The organism is Pseudomonas sp. GW101-3H06 (assembly GCF_059424605.1).
In genome coordinates, this window is sequence record NZ_JBWKZO010000001.1 from 2387695 (window position 1) to 2409443 (window position 21749).

21 protein-coding genes and 3 pseudogenes are annotated in these 21749 nt (G+C 57.3%); 4 read left to right on the forward strand and 20 right to left on the reverse strand.

Translation table 11 applies throughout. The features are described from left to right. Window positions 1-54: 54 nt before the first annotated feature. From AC07ZE_RS10930 to AC07ZE_RS10945, 4 genes and pseudogenes are all read right to left on the reverse strand, one after another. Window positions 55-1116: pseudogene (locus tag AC07ZE_RS10930) on the reverse strand (TrkH family potassium uptake protein); the annotation flags it as partial. Between the two features lie 118 nt (window positions 1117-1234). Beyond that, the gene (locus tag AC07ZE_RS10935; protein WP_207264233.1) at window positions 1235-1966 is read right to left on the reverse strand and encodes an anti-sigma factor; all 732 of its coding nucleotides are present in this window, start codon (window positions 1964-1966) and stop codon (window positions 1235-1237) included. Further along, window positions 1963-2529, reverse strand: coding sequence for a sigma-70 family RNA polymerase sigma factor (locus tag AC07ZE_RS10940; protein ID WP_207264235.1), 567 nt, complete (start codon window positions 2527-2529; stop codon window positions 1963-1965). Before AC07ZE_RS10940 ends, AC07ZE_RS10935 begins: the two co-directional genes overlap by 4 nt. Before the next feature lie 107 nt (window positions 2530-2636). Then, window positions 2637-3179 carry a DUF3455 domain-containing protein gene (locus tag AC07ZE_RS10945; RefSeq protein WP_259331944.1) on the reverse strand — a complete coding sequence of 181 codons (543 nt, stop codon included), beginning with the start codon at window positions 3177-3179 and terminating at the stop codon, window positions 2637-2639. 197 nt (window positions 3180-3376) lie between these two features. On the opposite strand from AC07ZE_RS10945, the gene AC07ZE_RS10950 reads away from it, so the two are divergent. After that, complete coding sequence (locus AC07ZE_RS10950; protein WP_207264237.1) at window positions 3377-3781, forward strand: nuclear transport factor 2 family protein; 405 nt, start codon at window positions 3377-3379, stop codon at window positions 3779-3781. A gap of 42 nt (window positions 3782-3823) precedes the next feature. Here AC07ZE_RS10950 and AC07ZE_RS10955 read toward each other — a convergent pair. Continuing rightward, a pseudogene (locus AC07ZE_RS10955) lies at window positions 3824-4196 on the reverse strand (helix-turn-helix transcriptional regulator); the annotation flags it as partial. Window positions 4197-4764: 568 nt separating this feature from the next. Between AC07ZE_RS10955 and AC07ZE_RS10960 the strand changes: the two are divergent. After that, window positions 4765-5920 (forward strand): annotated as a pseudogene (locus AC07ZE_RS10960) (IS3 family transposase). 1092 nt (window positions 5921-7012) lie between these two features. On the opposite strand, the gene AC07ZE_RS10965 reads toward AC07ZE_RS10960, so the two are convergent. The 3 genes from AC07ZE_RS10965 to AC07ZE_RS10975 form a co-directional block, all read right to left on the reverse strand. Continuing rightward, the gene (locus AC07ZE_RS10965) at window positions 7013-7207 is read right to left on the reverse strand and encodes a hypothetical protein (protein WP_259331945.1); all 195 of its coding nucleotides are present in this window, start codon (window positions 7205-7207) and stop codon (window positions 7013-7015) included. 397 nt (window positions 7208-7604) lie between these two features. Beyond that, a complete protein-coding gene (locus AC07ZE_RS10970; RefSeq protein ID WP_207264239.1) occupies window positions 7605-8279 on the reverse strand; it encodes a polysaccharide lyase family 7 protein in 675 nt (224 codons plus the stop codon). Between the two features lie 389 nt (window positions 8280-8668). Beyond that, entirely contained in the window at window positions 8669-9415 is a 747-nt protein-coding gene (locus tag AC07ZE_RS10975) for a metallophosphoesterase (protein WP_207264241.1), read from the reverse strand. 422 nt (window positions 9416-9837) lie between these two features. On the opposite strand from AC07ZE_RS10975, the gene AC07ZE_RS10980 reads away from it, so the two are divergent. Further along, window positions 9838-10494: a trypsin-like peptidase domain-containing protein gene (locus AC07ZE_RS10980; RefSeq protein WP_207264243.1), complete on the forward strand. Its 657-nt coding sequence runs from the start codon at window positions 9838-9840 to the stop codon at window positions 10492-10494. 33 nt (window positions 10495-10527) lie between these two features. Here the strand turns inward: AC07ZE_RS10980 and AC07ZE_RS10985 are convergent, their stop codons facing one another. From AC07ZE_RS10985 to AC07ZE_RS11025, 9 genes are all read right to left on the reverse strand, one after another. Further along, a complete protein-coding gene (locus AC07ZE_RS10985) occupies window positions 10528-11436 on the reverse strand; it encodes a MurR/RpiR family transcriptional regulator (RefSeq protein ID WP_207264245.1) in 909 nt (302 codons plus the stop codon). Window positions 11437-11575: 139 nt separating this feature from the next. Continuing rightward, window positions 11576-12340, reverse strand: a complete 765-nt coding sequence (locus tag AC07ZE_RS10990) for an ABC transporter ATP-binding protein (protein ID WP_207264253.1) — start codon at window positions 12338-12340, stop codon at window positions 11576-11578. A gap of 18 nt (window positions 12341-12358) precedes the next feature. Then, a complete protein-coding gene (locus AC07ZE_RS10995; protein ID WP_207264256.1) occupies window positions 12359-13471 on the reverse strand; it encodes a succinylglutamate desuccinylase/aspartoacylase family protein in 1113 nt (370 codons plus the stop codon). A gap of 8 nt (window positions 13472-13479) precedes the next feature. Further along, window positions 13480-14178, reverse strand: a complete 699-nt coding sequence (locus AC07ZE_RS11000) for an ABC transporter permease (RefSeq protein WP_207264257.1) — start codon at window positions 14176-14178, stop codon at window positions 13480-13482. Between the two features lie 14 nt (window positions 14179-14192). Beyond that, window positions 14193-14882, reverse strand: a complete 690-nt coding sequence (locus AC07ZE_RS11005; protein ID WP_207264259.1) for an ABC transporter permease — start codon at window positions 14880-14882, stop codon at window positions 14193-14195. A 92-nt stretch (window positions 14883-14974) separates the two neighbouring features. Further along, window positions 14975-15751, reverse strand: a complete 777-nt coding sequence (locus AC07ZE_RS11010) for an ABC transporter substrate-binding protein (RefSeq protein ID WP_207264261.1) — start codon at window positions 15749-15751, stop codon at window positions 14975-14977. 280 nt (window positions 15752-16031) lie between these two features. Then, window positions 16032-17315, reverse strand: a complete 1284-nt coding sequence (locus tag AC07ZE_RS11015) for an NAD(P)/FAD-dependent oxidoreductase (RefSeq protein ID WP_207264263.1) — start codon at window positions 17313-17315, stop codon at window positions 16032-16034. Between the two features lie 73 nt (window positions 17316-17388). Further along, window positions 17389-18336 carry a dihydrodipicolinate synthase family protein gene (locus AC07ZE_RS11020; protein WP_207264265.1) on the reverse strand — a complete coding sequence of 316 codons (948 nt, stop codon included), beginning with the start codon at window positions 18334-18336 and terminating at the stop codon, window positions 17389-17391. Window positions 18337-18386: 50 nt separating this feature from the next. Then, window positions 18387-19313 (reverse strand): 4-hydroxyproline epimerase, encoded by a 927-nt coding sequence (locus tag AC07ZE_RS11025; RefSeq protein ID WP_207264267.1) that lies wholly within the window; start codon window positions 19311-19313, stop codon window positions 18387-18389. Window positions 19314-19534: 221 nt separating this feature from the next. Between AC07ZE_RS11025 and AC07ZE_RS11030 the strand changes: the two genes are divergently transcribed. Beyond that, window positions 19535-20314, forward strand: a complete 780-nt coding sequence (locus AC07ZE_RS11030) for an AraC family transcriptional regulator (RefSeq protein WP_207264269.1) — start codon at window positions 19535-19537, stop codon at window positions 20312-20314. Window positions 20315-20368: 54 nt separating this feature from the next. On the opposite strand, the gene AC07ZE_RS11035 is transcribed toward AC07ZE_RS11030, so the two are convergent. The 3 genes from AC07ZE_RS11035 to AC07ZE_RS11045 all read right to left on the reverse strand — a co-directional run bounded on the left by AC07ZE_RS11035 (window position 20369) and on the right by AC07ZE_RS11045 (window position 21746). Then, complete coding sequence (locus AC07ZE_RS11035; protein WP_207264271.1) at window positions 20369-20569, reverse strand: hypothetical protein; 201 nt, start codon at window positions 20567-20569, stop codon at window positions 20369-20371. Window positions 20570-20770: 201 nt separating this feature from the next. Continuing rightward, entirely contained in the window at window positions 20771-21193 is a 423-nt protein-coding gene (locus AC07ZE_RS11040; protein WP_207264274.1) for a YajG family lipoprotein, read from the reverse strand. Window positions 21194-21332: 139 nt separating this feature from the next. Further along, entirely contained in the window at window positions 21333-21746 is a 414-nt protein-coding gene (locus tag AC07ZE_RS11045; RefSeq protein ID WP_207264276.1) for a VOC family protein, read from the reverse strand. Window positions 21747-21749 lie beyond the last annotated feature (3 nt).

Sequence of the window (21749 nt, forward strand, 5' to 3'; positions counted from 1 at the left end):
ATCAATCAAATCGGCGTTCTTGTTTCTGTGTTTCCCGGGATTCCGTGAAGAACCGATTTTAAGCCCTCCTGCCGTCGACCCTGAGCAGCCACCGACGAAGGTCAAATAGAAAAACAGCAAAACAGAAAAGCTGCCCCATAAGGTGTAATCCCCGAGGGCCAACCCCGTGGTGGTGACCACCGAGGTTACATTGACGGCCACGATACGAAATGCGTCCCACCAGCTGTGGTCACTGTGAAAGCACAACCACGTACCAAATAGCAGCCAGGTTATCAACAGAAACCCAATGAACCCTCGCACCTGATGGTCTCTTAATAACGCACTTTTGTTGCCCCGTAGAGTGGCGACATACAAGGTGAAAGGCAGGCTGCCGATAATCATGACGACCACGGATACCCAATGAATAGCCGGTTGAGGCCAGTGCGCCAGGGAGGCATCCGAGGTTGAAAAGCCACCCGTAGAAATAAAAGACATCGCATGATTGATCGCTTCGAAAGGCGACATTCCCGCTATCCATAGAGCCAGAGCGGACACCGCGGTCAGTCCGAGATAGAGCACCAGAATATACTTCGCCGCGACGTGAGAGCGTGGTGTGACTTTCTCTGACCAGTCTGAAGATTCTGTCTGAAATAACCGCATGCCGCCGACGCGCAATAAAGGCAAAATCGCCACGGCCATGCCGATAAAACCAATTCCCCCAAGCCAGTGCAGCATCGAGCGCCAAATCAGTAATCCTGGAGACGCAGTATCCAACCCGGTCAAAATCGTCGAGCCGGTAGTGGTGATACCTGACATCGTTTCAAAAAAAGCATCGGTGTAGCTGATGTGATGGATGAGCACCATCGGCAAAGCCGCAAAAGCGCAGACGACGCCCCAACTGGCCGTAGTCAACAGGTACATATCTCGTGGACGAAGTTGGGCAACCTCGGGGCGCCCGCGAACTATTAGCGCCAGCCCACAGACGAAGGTGATCAGGCTAGACCAGAGAAACGCAGACAGATCATCACTGCGTTCATAAACCACCAATGTAACCATGGGAATAACCATGCTCACGGCCAACGTGATCAAGAAAATACCCAGGATGAATCCGATAAGCCGCAGTACTGCAATGGACATAAAAAACGCCTGGCTGATAAGCGCCGCACAGTATCAATTCACTCAACATGGCCGCCCGTAAAGTTTGCGTAAAGTTCACCGAAGCAATTGAGATCCATCTGATGGTCATTAGCCATGGTCAGATCACTTTAACGGCCCTGCCAATAAACTGAATCGGTCCAGTGGGTTTGCCAGTCGGCGATCCATTGGGATTCTCTAGAGTCAATTCAAAGAGCTGGTTGGGTTCCAGCGGCGGTAATTTATCCAGAGGGACTGAAAGCGTTTGCCCAGGTTTGACCAATCCAAGGGACACCGGTCCTTGCCAGTCATCCGCTTTGGTCCAGAACTCAAGTGCCTTGTCGCTTGGCACTTGCGCTATCCCCAAGGGGATCAATTGGATTTCCTTCGGATTGCTCGCCTGAATGACCCAGCCGGGTGCCTGGTTCTGCGGAGCCACCAGAACTACCAGGTAAGTGGTCGGATTCAGTGGAGCTATTCTTGTCAGGAGTAGGGTTCCGAGCACCAGCGTTGCGACAAGACCTGCTCCCGCGAGCCCACGCCATAGAGGAAGCAGGTTCCACCACGAGATTGGCTTCGCGGCGGCTGTCACTGGTGATGCACGCCGGTGATTGCTGCTCAAGCTGCGCTCGATTCGCCCCCAGAGCAGCGGAGAAGGGATTTGCGGCTCAGCCAGTTCGGTCAACGCCAACAATCGCTGTTCCCACGCATCGACAGCCGCCCGCAAATCGGCCTCTTGAAGAAGACGTTTTTGTATCTCGAGGCGTTGCTCGGCTGGCAGCGTACCTAACACGTACTCACTCGCCAGTTCATCGATGTAGTCGGGATTGTCACTCTTTGGGCTTGTGGTCATCCCATGCACTCCCGCAAGGCCACCAGACTGCGTTTGATCCAGGCTTTGACGGTCCCCAGAGGTGCGCCTAGTTTCTGTGAGATTTCTGAATGCGAATAGCCATCTACATACGCGTGAAGGATGCAGTTGCGACGCGCCGGCTCCAGTTGCTCAAGGCACACATAAATGCGTCCTGAACGGATTCGAAAATCGAAGGTATCGACATTCTCTGACGATGTCTCCAGGGATGCTGAAGCTTGTAATGCCATTTCGCTTTGCTCGCTGACTTGTATCTCCCTGGCGTTATCACGCATAAAGTTGAGCGCCAGATGCCGCGTCACGCTGAAGATCCAGCCGCGCGCAGAGCCCCGTGCCGGATCGAATATGGTGGCACGTGTCCATATTCTGATAAAAGCGTCGTGCACGATGTCTTCGGCCAAGGCGTTATCGCGAGCAATTCGCTTGGCAACACCCAAAAGGCGAGCACTTTCCTGCTCATATAAATCCCGCAATGCCTGCTGCTCGCCTCGGGCACAAGCAGCCAGACAGGCTTCATAGTCGAACATGGTTTCAGGTAAAGACAAGGTTTTCAGCCGTCAGCAAGTGGTAAATTCCCCAGCCCTTGGGCTGGGGTTCCATCGGAGCAGCGTAGACGACTTTAAGCGCTCTCAGCCTGTTCTGGGTCGTTGGCTTAATTGGCGGCCCAAAAAATATAGTCGGCCTGATACTTCACGATTTCCCGTTTGCCTTTGTTTGCGGCGGTGCATTCGGACATGGGGGCTACACCGCCTATAACGGCTACCCGCTGAATGTAGGTGACACCGCTCATCGCACCTTTGCCTTCCGCAGGGTTGGCTTTGACCAACTGATAAGGGAGGTCACCGGTACCTGAGGGGGCAACCGCCAGTTGAGTCCCGGTGATCTTAGAGCCGTCTTTGGCTTGCCAGGTGGCAGGGGGGCCGAAGTAGTTACCGACCTGCTTGCCGCTGCGATCATTGAGCACCGCTTTCGGGCCGACAAACGTCCATTCGGTCTGGCCGACGACGTTAGTCTTGTCGCGACACTCATACGTGATTTCGCCCACGCCCACGGTCTCCAGCGCTACCTTATGACCGTCCGGAACCTTGATGCTGTCGGGCAGATCTGTTTGCGCATAGGCCGCTGGGACTGTAACCAGCAAGCAGGTGGCAGCAAACGCGTTTCTGACAAAGCCCAAGAACTGTTTAGCGTTCATGCAAATTTCTCCAGGAAGTAATCAATTCAGCAGCTATGGCTACTGTCTGTACTACCCGCTGGAGACCGAACTGGATGCAGTTGCTTGAAAAATATCAGTACAGAATACCCACCATGCTGTCGTCTGCGCAGCGCGCAGCAAAGCGCCTACCAATTATTCGACAATGACTTCTCAAAACGACCAGAGACTTAATGATCATGAATGGGCAAAACAATCTAGAATTTGCGCAGAATTTCTTACAAAAACTGGGTGCTGGAGACTCTCAAGCACTGGCGCATCTATTTGCTGAGGACGCGCGTTGGGAAATTGCGGGTGATGAGGGGGCACTGCCGTGGCTTGGTAAAAAAACAGGCCGAGAGGCTATTGTTGACTTCGTGAGAGATACTGCGGCGCTGATAACAAGCGAGAGTCTCAACGTCCACGATATCCTTGCGAATGAGCATCGCACATTGATACTTGGTGACCTTGCGTCAGTCGTAAAAGCCACGGGTAAACGTATTGAAACGTCATTTGTACTGGTGCTAGAGGTAGATGACGGATTGATTACGAGCTTTCGAATGTTGGAGGATAGCTTTACCGTATCGCAAGCCGCACGAGGCTAATAAATCTTCCTCATCGTCCGGCATATGGAAATGTCGGAGATGTTACATCCCGCGTCTCACTCTCCCAGGTACTTCACCGTATATTTCCTTGAGTTTTTTGCTGAAAGCCGCTTGGGATTGATACCCGACTTAGGAAGCAATGTCGCTCAAACCCAAATGTGAATGGCTTCAGCAGGTTGAACGCCAACTCCATTCGGACCTGAGTCAATAATACCCAAGGTGAAACTCCAGCCACCCGTACGAAGGCTAGCATAAACGTTGCGCGAGACATGCTTGCGGTTTCAGCGAGACCGTCAACGGGCCACTCATGCGCAGGATCCGCCAACATGGACTGCCAATCGCGGCCTAGCCGCTTATCAGACAGCAATGCCAAGGTGCCTGTGTGTTGGCCATGGCTCGCGATGTGCGCGCGGAGGAATTTGACCTTAAAGTACTTTTAGCCCATGTCGATAAAGTAGGGACAAAAAAGGAGAGTCTCATGGAAATCAATGCCACTACACGCGCTTTGACTAGAACCCGCAAATACTCCCAAGGCTGTGCCGAGCGAGGCTCCGGGTGGAGATTCGGCGGGTTCTAGATAGATTTTTGCCATAATGCCATACAGACCGACTTTGACAGATTGCATAATCCCCATGACCGCCTCTAGGTGGCTCGCTTCGCGGTAGCGGATGGCCCTTCAGTCGAAGGAAAGGGGCCAGAGTATGAGAGATCCAAAGTGTCAGATTCTCTCCCGCTCATTTCGTCAGTAACGTTCTGCATCCACAAAAAAAACCAAGTCGGCGAGAACGTCGTTGAGTGCTCCAACTATTCGCGGCTCTGCATACATTTCAAGCGCTGTATAAGACAAGGCTACCGCCAATATTGACTGGTCGTAGGAAAGCACTTTTGGATCAAACGGCCATATCTGCAACTTGGCGACTGTAGTGGTCTAATGAAACCGGACACCCATTTAGGCGAGAATGCTCGCCAGATCGAGGTGTCAAATGACCAAACAACGCCGCTCCTTTACTCCTGAATTCAAGCGCGAGGCTGCCGACCTCGTGCTCAAACAAAACTACAGCTACATCGAAGCCAGTCGTTCACTCGGCATTGGTGAGTCGGCATTGCGCCGCTGGGTTGACCAGATTCAGAAAGAACATAAAGGCATCACCCCGCAGAGCAAGGCGCTGACGCCGGAACAGCAAAAAACTCAGGAACTGGAGGCCCGGATCGCTCGGCTTGAGCGAGAGAAATCCATACTAAAAAAGGCTACCGCGCTCTTGATGTCGGAAGATCACGAGCGTACGGGCTGATCAATCAGCTGAGCGTCCATGAGCCGGTTGATTGGCTGTGCAAGGTGTTTGAAGTCACCCGCTCGTGCTACTACGCCCAGCGCCTTAGGCGCCGCACGCCCGATGTTGAACGGCTTAGGTTGCGCAGCCGGGTGAGCGAATTGTTCACGCAAAGTCGCAGTGCGGCGGGCAGCCGCAGCATCTTGTCGCTGATGCTTGAAGACGGTGAGCAGCTCGGTCGATTCAAAGTGCGCAGCCTGATGCGCGAGCTTGATTTAGTCAGTAAACAACCCGGCTCACATGCCTACAAACGAGCGACAGTAGAAAGACTCGATATCCCGAATACCTTGAACCGTGAGTTCGATGTGCCAGCCCCGAATCAAGTCTGGTGCGGCGACATCACCTACATTTGGGCCCAGGGAAAATGGCATTACTTGGCGGTCGTGCTGGATCTTTGCACGCGCCGGGTGGTGGGCTGGGCGTTGTCGGAAAAGCCGGACGCTGAACTGGTGATCAAGGCCCTGGATATGGCCTACGAGCAGCGTGGCAGGCCTTCGGGTCTGCTGTTTCACTCGGATCAGGGGTCGCAAGCCGGCTATTTCGTCAGCGATTGTGGCGTTATCGCATGCGCCAGAGCATGAGTCGCCGAGGAAATTGCTGGGACAACGCACCAATGGAGCGCGTGTTCCGCAGCTTGAAAACGGAATGGATACCGACCACGGGCTACAGAACAGCTCAAGAAGCCCAGCGCGATATCAGCCACTTCTTGATGCATCGGTACAACTGGGTTCGACCCCATCAATTCAACGGTGGGCTGGCGCCAGCTCGGGCCGAAGAAAAACTTAACGTCGTGTCCGGGATTAGTTGACCACTACAATCTGATAGCTGCCACATTTTTGCGAGCTGCCTCAATGTATTGTGAGTTCACGCCGTTTTTGGCCCTTTTTCGCGCTGTCTTTGGCACCAATCCTGTTTGATATTTATCTTCTTTCTCAGCTTTTCGCATGTCAGATCGCCTTGCCAAAAGCCCTGTTTCCGGGCGATTAGGGCGTTTTCCTCAGGGCTCCGCGGCGCTAAACCCTGGAAGCTCAGTTCCGATTCTTCGTTCTTAAAGGTCACCATCCAACATCCGCGAAACAGGCTGTACGTCACGCGGGCCGTGCCTTTGAAGACAAACGGAAGCACCTTTAGGCCGGACTTCCGATTGTGCGCTAGGGAAACGGAACAGAGCGCGGGGAGGGCGCATCTAGTCTCGCTGGTGATTTTTCGTCATCTCCTCGCTGGCGTGCCCCGTGATCTTCTGCCCGTCCTTTCCGGCTTTCTTATACAGGTGCACCCAGCCGCTGCACCTTGATAAACGCTGCCGGTATGCCGCCGTTGTCCTCGCTGCAGGCTTGCTCGAACGGCTCCTGCATCGTTTGGGGCATACGAATTCCTCGCCCGCCGTAAACCGGCAGGCTTCTGCTTTAATGGAGTAGATATTCGGTGGGAGGGGCGGTGATGCATAAGGCTTTTCGAAACACGCTGTTCATCACCGGGGTTCCAATGGTGATTGGTGGACTCGGCGTTTGCCTGAACCAACTACTTTGGGGTCGAAGTGTCGGTTACTTGGCTTTTGCCTTTTTAGTCTCAGGGTGCACGTTGTTGCTGATTGGATGGGTGCAGAGGAACAAGTGAAGTTCTCAGACTTACCGTGGCCCCTTGTAGCAGTACACGTGGGCGCACCAGGCGAGGGCGATTCGCTCGGAATGGTTACAGGGCCATCTGGAACCTGGCTTTCGACTTCGCTGTTGCCGAAGTAACCGATAGCCGCCTGGGCGCGCTCCATGGACAAACGTGCATGGCGCATCTGCCACGACTTGCGGGCCTTGTAGGAGTCCAGTGCTCGCGACTTGTCGGTGTAGGTGAAGCGCCGGCCACAAGTCCCGACTTCCTTCAAAACGCGCCTGCGGCATGCGCCTCACGTGTCGGCGCAAGTGAAGTTATTTTTTGCGGGCGATGAGCTTGGCGCGTTGATGGTCGATGCCGATTTCGCTGGCGGTCTGGTAGAGGGTGGCGCCGCCAGTTTGTCGCGGTCGGCGCGCAGCTTGTAGCCGCGGGCGGTGCCGAAGGTCAGTTCGCGTTCGCTGCTGACACCCGGGGCGATTTTCTGCACCGCTCGGCCGTGCCGAAGAACTGGTCCAACTTGCGGTTCAGGTCGTCAATCAGAGAGGCACGGGTTGGGCATTGGGCCGATCCCACGGTGTGGATGGCGTGTATTCGTCAGTACTCTGGCCGCCTGCTGGTTGCCGTTGGGCGTGGGGGAGAGTGCTGGCGGATAAAAGCAGGCAAAAAGAAAGGCCCGTTGGACGTTCAGGCCTTTCACGGATGCAGTGAGTTTCGGGTCATGGTCTATTTCATGGCGGTCGCCCTCATTGGGAGTGGAGTGGAAAAACAATTCCAGTCAGATGCAATTTGTTTCCGGTCCTACTGGATGCAGGGGGCCGCATTGCGCGGTGCAGAATCATCCGCATCGGGCAGTTATCGTCAGGCTGACGTGGCGCTGGTTGGTCTTAGCCGTGAGTGATGGATAGATCACTGATCACGCAAATCGAACCGTCCTCAGGATCGGTTGAGTCGGAGTAGTCGATCTGGTTGTATACGCCGCCGTGGAAGGCGAGAGTTTTCGTGTCCCAGGTGTTGTCGAGACGCATGATCGCTGAGGCAGATTTGGCGCCGTTACAACTGGCTGATACCGAAACAGCGCCGCTTGAATTGGCGTGAATGTTGATCTTGAACAGTGCGCCGAGCGGCACGTTTTCCAGGACCGTCGAGTTGACCGGATCGTCTTGCAAGTAACTCGAGCGGAACCCCATGGTGATTTTGCCTTTGTTCCAGAACACCTTTACCGGTGGACGTTCAGAACCCTGCACATGAATTTGGCCGATCACGACCTTCTGCAAAGAGTTGACCTTAGTCAGCCGCATTTCTTGTCGGCACCAATGGTCTGCGGCACTAGAAAACGGCCAGTAGCCCGGTTCCTTCCATTCGCAGCGGGTTCGATGGACGCTTTTACTGGAGGCGCCGAGGGTAGGGGCCGTCATCTGCAACGATCCGTCAGGAAGCATTGAAACGACGCTTGGGCATTCGATCAGCGCTCGCCAACCGATCAGGTCGAGGGAGATCGGGTTTGTGTCGGAAATCGGAAGCGGTGTGGCGATGATGAAATTGCTGATATCTACAGTCATTGTCGATTCCTTATTTCATTTGAGGTCACCTGTGCTCTATTGAGCCCTTCGTTTGATGTAGGCCTACATCCCTCTGCCCACTCAGTGAATGGGCAGAGGTGATGCCACACAGGCCTTTTCGATTTCCCGTCTGGTCCAGTCGCCAAAGCTCGAAGATGTTTTGCCGCGCCTGGCGCAACTGCAGGGTCAGTTCCTCAATTTCGTTCTCGAGCATGCGGAGCTGGTGCCGGCAGGTTTCAAGCGGCGTCGGGCAGCCGAGCCAATCGCTGGTGTCTTCGATTTCGTATGGGTCCACGTCCACGCCCTATTTATACTGTTTTTATATACAGTAGTCTAGGCAACAGAATTTCGCGAGGGTGAGGCGACGAGATAGGGGTTTTGGGTAGAACTTAAACCCGGTCATACCCCAGCGCAGGGTCGATTGGCGGCAAACATTCCAGCGTAGCCAGATCCAGCAACGTGAAGTAACCATTCTTCCAGCCTGCAGTATCTATGTGGTAGACATTCCCGAGTATGACCGGCTGCCTGAGTGGCGTATGGCCCACGATCACGGCCCGCACGCCGTCAACACCGGTGTGGTTTTCGTCAGTCAAGCGCTTGCGCGACCACTGAAGGATGGCGGCAACGTGGTCGGCCTCCCTCGCCGATCCAGAAAGTGCTGTCATCATTTCTCCCCAGCTTGCGCGCGGAACGTCGGCATGCACGATGCCGATCAGGCCCTGTGCGGTCTCGACTTCGATCACCAGCGGCAAGTCCTGAAAGAGGCTGGCGTAGCGGTCTTGCTCGATGCTCGACAGCCCGTAGAACCACGCGCCACCATTGAGCAAGTGCAGGCTGCATTCATAGCTGATGCGGCCGGTGGCGTTCGAATCAACAGCCATCTGCTCATGGTTGCCACGCACTGCATGGAACCAGGGCTTGCGCAGCAGCCATTCATCGACATCCAGCGACTCAGGCCCGCGGTCGACCAGATCACCGACGCTGAACAGGCGGTCGACGGCAGGTTCGAACCCGACCGCATCCAGCGCCGCCTGCAGCCGGGTGAAGTGGCCGTGAATGTCGCCGACCGCGAGATCCCGGCCCGCCGTGTTGGCGGCGAAGTGCTTCACGCGCGACACCTCGGTAGTTTCGGACATTGGACACTCCGATGCAGCAGCAGGCGGCCGGTTTGTCGCATTGCCAATGACGGCCTCGGCATCAGCGGCCAATGGCCAAGCGTTCCCTTGAATTCTGGCATAGCTTTGTCTCGCCCGCTGCTGTCCTCTTTCGCTCAAATACACAAACAACAGTCGCCATCTTTAAATCAGTCAGTCATAGTGTTTTTTTATTATTTAGTCTCGTTATTAACGTATTTCTGGCGCCAAATATTCACACTAAAAAGTTGATCGAAAAGCGATTGGTCTTAGTGCGATTTATTCATACGCATTGCTGTAACTTCAGCCATAAGTATCAAGGTGTCCAACTAGAGCAAGTGGCGAGGAGTACTGCAACCCGATAAAAGACAAAATACTGACAACAAAAAACAGTCACATTTTCCCTATTAAGTCGGTGATACATCATGATCAAGATCATGGCCTTCTTTCTAATAGGAGCTGTAACTGCAGGATGCAATGGCATTGTAAAGCCCGACTTTTCGGAGCCTGCCAATGATTCATACTTTTTAGTCTTTTCAGGCTTTCCTCTGCCGTATGTGTACATGGCCTCGGCCGTGCAATGGAACGATGACTACGCCGTCACCACCCGTCACACGCCGTTCATTCCCAACGTGAAATACAGCTGCAGCACCAACTGCGATCTTGTCTTCATCAAGCATAAAGCCAATGGCCGCTACCCCTCATGGCGCGCTCCGCGTGTGGGCGAGAGCATCACGGCCGTGGGGGTGAGTCCTTACCTGGTCACCACCACCGGGAAAGGCAAGGTGTATAAAACGCCGTTCGTCAACGCCGACGAGAACAGCGGTGATCTCTACGGCATCCATGATGCCCCGCTGGTCAAGGGGATGTCCGGTGGGCCGGTCATCGCCAATGACGGCAGTGTTGTCGGCATCAATGTTGGTTTCCACTCAACCACATTGAATGATGTGAGTAATAACGCCGGGGTAAAAGACGCTGAGAGGATCAGTGTCTTTATCCCTTACTCGATCATTCAACGCGAGTGGGGGATGTTGCAGGCAAAGCTTAACGATCCGCGCGGCACGCAGTATGTTGCGAAGTGATTTTCAGCCGGCACCCAGTTGGCCCGGGAATCATCACTTCTTCGGTGATTTAGCGCTCGAGGGCATATGCAAATAAGACATCACGCTTTCGGTCAGTTCGGTCGCCAGCTTGACGGCTTCTTTATTGCGAGCCATCACACCCGCCACTAATCCTTCGATCAAGGCGAGTACGGCGATGTTGGAACTGGTCATTACCGGATGATCGGCGGGGGCAAACAACACGTGTTCGGCAATACTGGTCAGCGGCGAGGCGGGTGAGTCGGTGATTGCCAGCACCGAGGCGCCGCGCTCGTTTGCAAAACGCGCGAGTTGCAGGGTGTCGAGGGAATAGCGTGGCAGGGAGATCGCCAGCAATACGTCTTGATCGGTGATGGCGGCCAGACGGTAAGCGGCATTTTCATTGCCGCCCTCCATGCTGATGGCGGTGGCATCCGCACAGAACGGCATCAGTGTCGAGGCGGCCAGCCCGGCGAAGTAGACGCTGTTGCCAAAGCCCAGGATGTAAATCTTGCGAGCGTTGATCAGGCGGCTGACGAACGCTTCAAAAGTATCTGCGTGGTTGTTGGTGGCGGCCGTGGCGAGGTTGCTGGTGGCGCTCTGGATTTGCTCGTGCAGGCCGAAGGCGCCGCCAGGACGATGGGCCAGTTCGTTTCGCAGTTTGTCGACCGGCGACACCATCTGCTGCAACGTCGCGACCAGCTCGGCTTTCATGCCGGTGTAGCCACCCAGGTTCAGCGCCTTGGCCAAACGATTGACCGCTGCTGGCGAGGTGGATGTTTCATGAGCCATTTCTTCGATCGTCAGCGTCGCGGCCCTGAGCGGATGACGCAGGATAAAATCCGCCACCTTGCGCAGTGACGGCGGTAAGTCGGGAACGATTTCCGCGAGTTTGCGCATCACTGGAGCGGCATAGACCGTGGTGTTTTTCGAAGGAGTCGGCATATCCGGTTCAACACTTCCTGAGGGTTGGGGCTGGGGCTGGCGCATAACCTGTGGGAGCGTGCGGGCGGCGCTCCCACAGGGTGCTGCGTAGGCTGGAGTGTATCCGAAGCCGTATCTTGCGGTGAGCGGGGCGGGTTGATTATTTCAAGCTGCCGGACAGAAACTGCTGGAGGCGTTCGGATTGCGGTTTGACCAGCACTTCGCGCGGATCGCCACGCTCTTCGACCTGGCCTTTATGCAGGAACACCAACTGATTCGATACTTCCCGAGCAAAACCCATTTCGTGGGTCACGACCACCATGGTGCGGCCTTCGAGTGCCAGGTCCTGCATGACTTTGAGCACTTCGCCGACCAGTTCGGGGTCGAGTGCCGAAGTCGGTTCATCAAATAACATCACTTCAGGTTCCATGGCCAGTGCGCGGGCAATGGCCACTCGCTGTTGCTCACCGCCAGACATATGAGCCGGCCAGGCGTCCATGCGGTGCGCCACGCCGACTTTGTTCAGGTAGTGCTCGGCTTTTTCCCGCGCTTGTTTTTTGTTTACGCCCAGCACATGCACCGGCGCTTCCATGACGTTTTCAAGGGCACTCATGTGCGACCAGAGGTTGAAGTGCTGAAACACCATCGACAGTCGCGAACGCATGCGTTGCAGTTGCTTGGGTTCGGCCGCCTTGAGCCCGCCGAGTTTGTTGGTCACCAGTTTGAGCGGTTCGCCGTTGAGCACGATACTGCCGGCGTTGGGCTGCTCCAGCAGGTTGATGCAACGCAGAAAGGTGCTTTTACCGGAGCCGCTGGAGCCGATGATGCTGATAACGTCACCGGCTTTGGCCTCCAGGGACACGCCCTTGAGCACTTCGTGGCTGCCGTAGCTTTTGTGAAGGTCCTGAATTTCAAGCTTGTACATGGTTTCAACTCTCTGGAATCAGTCGCTGAGCAAGCGGCCTTGGCGGATGGGGGTACGGCCGGCCACTTTGGCCAGCCACAAACCAGGCTGGGCAAAACGCAGTCGTTCGCGGGCATAGAGGATGCCGTCGGTGCTGGCGCGCACCACGCTGTGCAGGTCTGTCAGCGGGTCGATGACTTCGAACAGCGGATCGCCGACCCTGACGTGGGCGCCCAACGGTTGCAAATAGCTCACCACCCCCGGGTGCGGCGCATAGGCGTACTGCGCACCGGCGAAAGGGGTCGCTTCACAACGGCTCGGCGGGGCGGCAGGCCAGTCACCACTGATCAGGCCTTGCTCGGCGAGATAGCCGAGAATGGCCTGTGCGCTCTCGACGCATTGCTCGCGTTCGGTGTCTGCCATGCCGCGCAGTTCGATCGTAGTCGCGACGCACGCCAGCGGAATACTGGCTTGGGGAAAGCGATCGGCCAGTTGCAGCCAGGGAATGGCGCAGGCTTCGTCGAAGGCGTTACCTCCCGCCGCCTCGGCCAGCAGGGCAACGCCAGCGCCCAGTCGGGCGGCCAACGAGTGCAAGCGTGGCCAGTTTTGCGGCATGGCATACAGCAGCATGATTGACTCGAAATCGCAGTGCAGGTCCAGCACCACATCGGCATCACAGGCATGTTGCATCAACAGGCGCCGCAGGCCATCGAGTTCCGATGTCGGCGGTGGCATGTTGGTGAGGGCATCGCTCATGGCGCGGCGGATCAGCGCGATGTTGCTGTTGCTATCGTCTCCCAGTCGACCTTCCAGCATCGGTACCACGGCTTCGGCGAGCTCCGGGAAGTCGCGATTGAAATTCTTCCCGCTGGAAAACTCAAAACGCCCTTGATGGGTGGCCTGGAACATCTGTGCGATGCCGATCGGATTGGCCATTGGCACCAATTCGATCACGCCGGTCAGGCGACCTTGTTCTTCCAGCGCTTGCAGGCGGTGCTTGAGTTCGACGGCGACGCGCATCCCCGGTAGCTCGTCGGCGTGCAGCGAGGCCTGGATGTAGGCCTTGCGCGGGCCGCTGCCAAAACGAAACAGCGCGAGCGTTCGCTCCGTGCCCGAGGCGCTCCACGGCAAGCGGTATTGAATGTGTTTCATGGAACTCCTTAGTGCTTGCGCGGTGCCAGATAGGCCAGCCAGCGGCGCTCGGCGAGCTTGAACAGGCGAACCAGGATGAAGGTCAGGGCCAGGTAGATGAGGCCGGCAGTGATGAACGCTTCGAACGGCAGATAAAACCGCGAACTGACCGTTCGCGCGGCGCCGGTGATATCCACCAGCGTGACGATCGACGCCAGGCTGGTGGTTTGCAGCATCATCAGGACTTCGTTGCTGTACTGCGGCAGTGCCCGGCGCAAGGCGGATGGCAGGAGAATGCGGCGGTACAAGGTAACGCGCGACATGCCCATGGCTTTGGCGGCTTCGATCTCGCCGTGGGACGTGGCCTTCAAACTGCCGGCCAGGAGTTCTGCGCTATAGGCGCTGGTATTGATTGCGAAGGCCAGGCAGGCACAAAAGGTGGCGCTGGACAGGTAAGGCCAGAGCGCGCTGTGGCGTACCGCTTCGAACTGCGCCAGCCCGTAATAGATCAGGAACAATTGCACCAGCATCGGCGTGCCGCGAATCACATAGGTGTAGAGCCAGGCCGGACAGTTGATCAGCGGTGATCGCGATACCCGCATCAACGCCAGCGGAATTGCCAGCACCAGGCCAACGGCCAGGGAAATCAGCAGCACTTTCAGGGTCACCCATACGCCACTGTAATACAGCGGCAGGTTCTCCCAGATCAGGTTGTAGTCGAGCATCATGGGTGGGCTCCCGGTTACAGTTCGGCGGCTTTGATGCCGACCGAGTAGTGTTTTTCCAGACAGCGCAGGACCAGCAATGACACGCTGGTCAGCACCAGGTAGAGCGCGGCAACCGCGAGGAAAAACGTGAATGGCTCATGGGTGGCGTCCGCTGCGTTTTTGGCTTTGAACATCATGTCCTGCAAGCCGATGACCGAGATCAGCGCGGTGGATTTGGTCAGCACCAACCAATTGTTGGTGAAGCCGGGAATGGCGAAACGAATCATCTGCGGCACCAGAATCCGCCAGAACACCTGGGTACCACCCAGGCCATAAGCCGCACCGGCTTCGGCCTGACCTTTAGGGATCGCCATGAAGGCACCCCGAAAGGTTTCCGAGAGATAGGCACCAAAAATGAAACCCATGGTGCACACGCCGGCGATAAAGGGATTGATGTCGATGTAGCGGGTGTAACCGAGTGCGAGGGCAATGCGGTTCACCAGATCCTGGCCGCCGTAGAAGATCAGCAGGATCAACACCAGGTCAGGAATACCGCGAATCAGGGTGGTGTAGCCTTCGCCCAGTATTGCCAGCCATTTGAACGGCGATAAACGAAAGGCGGCGCCGATCAGGCCCAGGGCAATCGCCATGGACATGGAGATCAGGGCCAGGTTAATGGTCAGCCAGGCGCCATCAAGAATGCTCGATCCGTACCCGTGGAGCATGATGAAATTCCTCAAGCGAGCGCCCGGTGGGCGCGCGAAACAAGCCAAAGGTGGCGCCCGCAGGGGCCGGCGCCAGGGTTTCGGGTAACGGCTTATTCGCCGTAGATATCGAAGGCGAAGTACTTGGTCATCACTTGCTGGTACTTGCCATTGGTGCGGATGGCGTCAATCGCCGCACTCAAGCGTGCAACGTTCGCAGTGTCGCCTTTGCGCACCGCGATCCCGGCGCCCCTGCCGAAGTATTTCGGATCGTTGATATCCGGGCCTGTCAGGGCGAAACCTCTGCCGAGTGGCGTTTTGATAAAGCTCTCATCGGTGTTGACAATGTCGGCGAGCGTGGCGTCCAGTCGACCCGACGCCAAGTCGAGGAAGGCTTCATTCTGCGAGGAGTAGCGCACCACCTCGACGCCGGCTTTCACCAGCTGCTCGGTGGCAAAATGGTCGTAGGTCGAGGAGCGTTGCACGCCGACTTTCTTGCCCTTGAGATCGACCTGCGGGTCGTTGATCACGTTGCCGGCCTTCATCGCGAACTTGCCCGGCGTGTGGTAGTACTTTTTGCTGAAGTCGACTGACTTCATCCGGTCTTCGGTGATCGACATCGACGACAGCACCGCATCGATCTTGCGCACTTTCAGCGAGGGGATCATGCCGTCGAACTCCTGGATGACCCACTCGCATCTGACCTTCATTTCCTCGCACAGCGCGTTGCCGATGTCGTAATCGAAACCACTGACGTTGCCCTCTGGCGTCTTGAAAGAGAAGGGCGGGTAGGCGGCTTCGATACCGATACGCAAGCTGCCTTCGTCGGCGTGTGCCAGAAAGCTTGCGGCGCACAGTGTCAGGGCACCTAGAAGTTCTGTCTTGTTCATATTGTTGACTCCTTGGATGGGGGATGCGGAGATATAAATGACATATTGAATTTCATAAATCAATAATATGAAAATAAACGTATCAAAACGAGGCGATAAAAGGTGCATGGATGGGCGTGTAATCGCTGCCATGCTATCGAACCTTCAAACGAGAAAAGGGCGCCGAAAACGCTAGTGCCAGTCAATCAAGGGGTAAAACCTGTGGGAGCGAGCCTGCTCGCCAAAGCAGCCTGTCAGGCAACGCAGGTGTCGGGTGGGTTGGTGGTGCGGGGTGTTTCGCTCAGAACCGATCCAACCGATACGCCTCAACCGCCGGTAATTCATGGACCTCAGTGGCGCTTGCAGGCAATACCATCCGGCCAATCAGCTCAGCCGTAACCGCCGCCTGAGTCAGCCCCAAATGCTGATGGCCAAACGCAAGCAATACCTTGCCGTCGCACACCCGATCAATAATCGGCAATGAGTCAGGCAGCGAAGGACGAAACCCCATCCAGGGTGTTGCGGCCTCAGCATTCAGATCACGCTTGAACAGGCCTTTGCTCAATCGGTGCAACTGCCAGGCGCGTTCCATGTTCGGAGGGCTGTCGAGGCCGGAGAATTCGACGGTGCCGGCCAGCCTCAGGCCATCGGCCATGGGGGTCATGATGAATTTGCGTTCCAGCGAGGTGACGGCGAAAGGCAGGCGCTGATGTTCATGGGGCAGCATCAGGTGATAGCCGCGCTCGGTGTCCAGGGGCACTTTTTTGCCGGTCAGCGCAGCGGTCAGTCTGGCGGAGTGAGCGCCGCAGGCGATGAGGGCCTGGCGGGCGGTCAGGCTGCCCTGGTGGGTGAGCAGTGAAACGCCGTGCTCCTGCACACGCCCGTCCATCACCTGATGTTTGATGAACTGCACGCCGCTGGCCTTGGCCGCTTTCACCAATTCACCAACGACGCGGTAGGGGTCCAGGAAGTGCCCGGTGCGCGGGAAGAACAGCCCGCCCTGAAGGTGCTCGCTCAGCTGCGGGGCAACCTCACGCACTGCGCTCGCCTGCCATAAATCGACGGGCACTGCTTGATGGCGCATGCGTGCCTGTAACGCGTCGATTGCCTGTCGCGAGTCGGGGCGCTCGAACACCAACAGCGAGCCATCCTCTTTCAGCAGGTCCGCACGGGCAATCGTTTCGAGCAGCCGTTGCCAGGCGCCAAGGCTGCTTTCGTTGAGTGCGCGGATGCCGGCCACGGTGCGCTGGAAAGGTGCCGGTCGCAGGTTCAGCAATAAACGGATGAACCACGGTAATGCCCGGGGCATGTATCTCCAGTCCAGGCGCAACGGACCCATGGGGTCCATGAGCATCGCCGGCAGACGCTTGAGAATGGACAGGTCGGCGATGGGAAACACTTGTTCGGTGGCCAGATGCCCGGCGTTGCCGAATGAAGCCCCGTGCCCCGGATCCTGATGATCGATGACCACCACCCGCTTTCCCTGGCGTGCAAGCCGAAGGGCGCAGGCGACGCCGATGATGCCGGCGCCGACCACGGCGATGTCCGCGGGGTTGTGCGTGTTGCCTGAATTAAGGGACGTCATGTTTCTGGGCTTCTGTTGGGTCATCCAGCAAAAGGTGCGCATTGGCGCACCACGATGTGAATCGAGTCGGGTGTCAGACCAGGTTCTGCTCTTTCGACCAGTTCGCGTACCACTGGCGGAACAACCTGTACTGGGTCTCGGCGTAACGACGTTGGGCATCGCTGAGCGCATCGGTCTCGTTGAAGTGCAGGGTGTATTGCTGCTCGCCATTGAGCACCATCAGATACTTGTAATAGAGCACCAGGTCGCAGCCCTCATCGAAGGACGACAGCACGGCCAATGCAGACTCCAGTTCGCGCGCCAGACGGCGAGCCTTGGCGTCACCTTTGGCCGCCTGCCTGCTCAGCGCCACCAGTTGCAGCACTTCACGCGGCAGTGCATTGCCGACGCCGGTGATGGCGCCGGTGGCGTTGCAGTTGACGAAGCCGTGCACCACCTGGGTATCGACGCCCACCATGAGGGTCAGATCATCATCCCTGGAAGTGATGTTCTCGGCGGCGTAGCGCAGGTCGGCGGCACCGCCGAACTCCTTGAAGCCGATCAGGTTCGGATGCTCTCGACGCAGTTCGAAGAACAAATCGGCGCGGGTGGCGAAGCCGTAGTAAGGACTGTTGTAGATCACTGCCGGTAGATTCGCAGCGGCGTTCAGGATGGCGGCGAAGTGCGCCTTTTGGGCGGTTGCGGATGCGCCACGGGACAACACGCGAGGAATGACCATCAGGCCATGGGCACCGACTTTGGCCGCATGGGCTGCGTGGGATACCGCTTCGCGGCTGTTGACGGCACCGGTACCGACGATGGTCGGGATGCCGGCGTCGACCAGGCGCGCCACACCTTCCTGACGTTCGGCTTCGGTGAGCAGGGGCCAATCGCCCATCGAGCCGCAGTACACGACAGCGCTCATGCCGATATCGATCAGTTCGCGACCCTTGGCCACCAGGGCATTGAAGTCCGGCTTGCGTTCGGCGGTGCAGGGTGTCATCAGCGCGGGAATGCAACCGGTGAAGATGTTGTCGCTCATGGTTGTCGCTCCTTGGAACGTTGATTCAGATAAACAGGGAGGTGCGGGGCTCAAATACCCCACGCGAAGGGATCCTGCTCGTCGATCAGCAGCAAGCTGTCGGCGGTCATCCAGGCGCGGCCGGTAATGAACGGGCGGATGCGATCGCCTTCCCATTCGTAGCGGCCTTCGAACTGGCTGGCGGTGATGCCGGCTTGTACCCAGCGTTCGCCCGCAGCCAGTTTTCCATCGGCGGCCAGGCACGCCAGTTTGGCGCTGGTGCCGGTGCCGCAAGGCGAACGGTCGTAGGCCTTGCCCGGGCACATGACGAAGTTGCGGCTGTCGGCATGATCGTCGTCGGCGAACAGTTCGACATGGTCGATGAGGGCGCCGTCTTCGCCGTGAATGCCTTGGTCCTCCAGCGCCTTGAGCATTGCCCAGGTGTACTCGGTCAACACCTCGACGTTGTCCATTTGCAATACCTTTCCATGGTCGGACACCAGGAAAAACCAGTTGCCGCCCCAGGCGATATCGCCATACACGCGGCCGTGTCCGGGTACCAGGACCGCAACGTCCTGGCGGTAGCGGTAGGCGGGCACGTTGCCCACAGTCACCGCACCGTCTTCATGCAGGTTGGCGCTGACCTGGCCGACCGGCGTATCGATCTTGTGCACGCCCGGGCTGATATGTCCCAAGTGGTGCAAAGACGCGACCAGGCCGATGGTGCCGTGGCCGCACATGCCCAGATAGCCGGCATTGTTGAAGAAAATCACGCCGCAGGTGGCGTCCGGCGAAACCGGCTCGCAATACAGAGCACCCACCAGCACATCGTTGCCCCGGGGTTCCAGCAGGCAGGCGCGACGCCATTGGTCATGCCCCTCACGCAGGGCATCGCGTTTTTCGGCCATGGTATTGCCGGGCAAATCGGGAAAGCCTTTCATCACCAGGCGAGTCGGTTCGCCGCCGGTGTGGGAATCGATGACATGTACTTTTTTCATAGTCCCGCCCATTAGAGGAGATCGGAAGCCTGTGGGTCTGAACTCACCCGCAATGGCTTCAGAGTGAGCTCGTCAGCCTGGCCGCGATTGATGTTTTTCACTGGCATCGATGACGAAATCAGCACAGTACGGATGACGTGATGCGCCCTCGACAGGGCGCCGGGGTTGGGGCAACCTGCTCGGCGTGCTGGTTGCCTGGACGAAAAGTGGGGAGGAGCTTCATGACACAGAACGCGTTTGCGATCCTGTGCCAGGGGAACGACGCCAGTCGTCCTCAGACCATCGATGAGTTATTGGCGGGTGTGGCACTGCTGCTGCCGATGCTGGATGTCATTCCCAATGCCGCGATCTTTATCAAGGATGTCCAGGCGCGCTACGTCATGGCCAACCTGACCCTGGTACGTCGCTGCGGGCTGAAACACCTGCAATCCTTGCTTGGAAAAACCAGTGCCGAGGTTTTTCCGGCGCAGTTGGGGCCTGGCTATACCGAACAGGATCGACGGGTGCTGGAGCAGGGGCTTGTTCTGGAGGATCAGCTGGAGTTGCACTTGTACGGCAGTCGGGAGCCCGGATGGTGCCTGACGCACAAACGGCCCCTGTACAATCGCAACGGTGAAATCATCGGTTTGGTGGGGATCTCGGTCGACCTGCAGTCGGCCAGTGAGACGCATCCGGCCTACCAGCGTCTGGCCGCAGTAGACGAATACATTCGCGCGCATTTCAACCGGCGCGTCACCTTGGGTGAACTGACGCGGATCGCCGGCATTTCAGTGGCGCAACTGGAACGGTACTGCAAACGTGTGTTCAACCTGACGCCGCGGCAGATGATCCAGAAAGTTCGCCTGGAGCATGCGCATCGACTGCTGCATACCGACATGCCGATAACGGAGGTCGCGCTGCAGTGCGGCTATACCGACCACAGTGCGTTCACCCGGCAGTTCAAGGCATTGACGGGTTTCACCCCGCGTCAGTATCGGCGGGTCACGCTTGGCGAATCCTGAAGAACAAGGCGCGATGAGTTTGCCTCGACCGCGCATTGCCTTCGGACAATCAACTCAAAAACCGGCTACTTGCCCGACGTGGTTGTCATGCACTCCAGCCATCAGGTGCAACGGAACCTGTTGCTGCTTTTCCAGGCACGGGATTTCAAAACCACCGACAATCTGAAGCTGTCGCTCATTCAACCCGGTCGCCTCCTCTTCTTTTGCCTTGGCCATTCTCGCGTGGTTCGCTGCGATTTCATTAAGAGTTGACACGTTACATCTCCGGTGACTGACCAAGCGTATTGCTGGAGGCCTTAAGCATGAGTTTGAGGGGCTGGCGTGTCAGAATTATGTCGTTCTGGGGCCGCTACGACGCCTGTGCAAGCCGTAAGCCAGACAGGGGCGCATAGGGCGCCCCAGGTGTTGATTTGCGACGAAAGGTTGTGCGATGAGTCAGACCAGGGAGGTCGACAACTAGGACCGGTACTTGATGACTATCCCCTTGAGCTTGCGACCTTCGATGGCTTGCACGTCGCGCGCCCACAGCGGCCCGTTGGCATGGGCGCCCACGATCCCGATACGGTCATAGACTACTACCACGGCATCGCCGCCCAGCTTGGCGGATTCCTCGCGCAATTTCTGTTCGACCTCGGCGATCGGTGGCGCGGGATCGACGCTGGCGTCGATCAGCACTTCACCCAGGCGTATGTGCGGGCGAAGGGGTTCGGAGCGTAGCACCACGACTTCGCTGGGCATCGTCGGAGCGGGGTGCTCGACACCGACATAGGCGGTGCTCTGGGCATCGACGGTGGCGCAACCACTGAGAGCGAGGAGGGTGGCGGTGAGCCCGCCGGCCAGTAGCGACAGTTTGAAACGGGTGGGCCAGGGCGCAGGCATGGTGGGTTTCCTTCGGACAATCCGCTGCTATACGGGGAATGGCATGTTGACGGTAGCAGACGATCCGGGAGTTGCCAGAAAGCCCAACCTGTTCAGATTGGGCTGTTTCATGCGTGGAACATCGTCGATCAGGCGGGATTTACTGATCTTTTTCGCAATTGACCATCCACGAAACGCCAAAGCGGTCGACCAGCATGCCGAAGCGGGCCGCCCAGAATGTGGTCTCCAGCGGCATTTGCACATTGCCACCTGCTGACAGCGCGCGGAACACCCGTTCAGCCTCGGCAATGCTGTCGACATTCAGCGAAATCGAACACCCGTTCATTTCTTCGGTGGGGCGGTCGGGGGTGGTATCCGACCCCATGATCGCCTGATCGCCCACTGCCAGTCGGGTGTGGATGATCAGGTTATGCAGGTCCTTGGGAACATGATCGCCGGCGGGTGTTTCACCGTAGGTCAACATCGCTTCGATCTGGCCTTTCAGACATTCGGCATAGAAGGTGAACGCGGCTTTGCAGTCGCCATTGAAGATAAGGTAGGGATTGATTTTCATGAT

Coding starts and splice junctions, on each gene's coding strand:
- AC07ZE_RS10935 (WP_207264233.1), bottom strand. CDS start 1,966: ATGACCACAAGCCCAAAGAGTGACAATCCCGACTACATCGATGAACTG.
- AC07ZE_RS10945 (WP_259331944.1), bottom strand. CDS start 3,179: ATGAACGCTAAACAGTTCTTGGGCTTTGTCAGAAACGCGTTTGCTGCC.
- AC07ZE_RS10950 (WP_207264237.1), top strand. CDS start 3,377: ATGAATGGGCAAAACAATCTAGAATTTGCGCAGAATTTCTTACAAAAA.
- AC07ZE_RS10970 (WP_207264239.1), bottom strand. CDS start 8,279: ATGACTGTAGATATCAGCAATTTCATCATCGCCACACCGCTTCCGATT.
- AC07ZE_RS10975 (WP_207264241.1), bottom strand. CDS start 9,415: ATGTCCGAAACTACCGAGGTGTCGCGCGTGAAGCACTTCGCCGCCAAC.
- AC07ZE_RS10980 (WP_207264243.1), top strand. CDS start 9,838: ATGATCAAGATCATGGCCTTCTTTCTAATAGGAGCTGTAACTGCAGGA.
- AC07ZE_RS10985 (WP_207264245.1), bottom strand. CDS start 11,436: ATGCCGACTCCTTCGAAAAACACCACGGTCTATGCCGCTCCAGTGATG.
- AC07ZE_RS10990 (WP_207264253.1), bottom strand. CDS start 12,340: ATGTACAAGCTTGAAATTCAGGACCTTCACAAAAGCTACGGCAGCCAC.
- AC07ZE_RS10995 (WP_207264256.1), bottom strand. CDS start 13,471: ATGAAACACATTCAATACCGCTTGCCGTGGAGCGCCTCGGGCACGGAG.
- AC07ZE_RS11000 (WP_207264257.1), bottom strand. CDS start 14,178: ATGATGCTCGACTACAACCTGATCTGGGAGAACCTGCCGCTGTATTAC.
- AC07ZE_RS11005 (WP_207264259.1), bottom strand. CDS start 14,882: ATGCTCCACGGGTACGGATCGAGCATTCTTGATGGCGCCTGGCTGACC.
- AC07ZE_RS11010 (WP_207264261.1), bottom strand. CDS start 15,751: ATGAACAAGACAGAACTTCTAGGTGCCCTGACACTGTGCGCCGCAAGC.
- AC07ZE_RS11015 (WP_207264263.1), bottom strand. CDS start 17,315: ATGACGTCCCTTAATTCAGGCAACACGCACAACCCCGCGGACATCGCC.
- AC07ZE_RS11020 (WP_207264265.1), bottom strand. CDS start 18,336: ATGAGCGACAACATCTTCACCGGTTGCATTCCCGCGCTGATGACACCC.
- AC07ZE_RS11025 (WP_207264267.1), bottom strand. CDS start 19,313: ATGAAAAAAGTACATGTCATCGATTCCCACACCGGCGGCGAACCGACT.
- AC07ZE_RS11030 (WP_207264269.1), top strand. CDS start 19,535: ATGACACAGAACGCGTTTGCGATCCTGTGCCAGGGGAACGACGCCAGT.
- AC07ZE_RS11040 (WP_207264274.1), bottom strand. CDS start 21,193: ATGCCTGCGCCCTGGCCCACCCGTTTCAAACTGTCGCTACTGGCCGGC.
- AC07ZE_RS11045 (WP_207264276.1), bottom strand. CDS start 21,746: ATGAAAATCAATCCCTACCTTATCTTCAATGGCGACTGCAAAGCCGCG.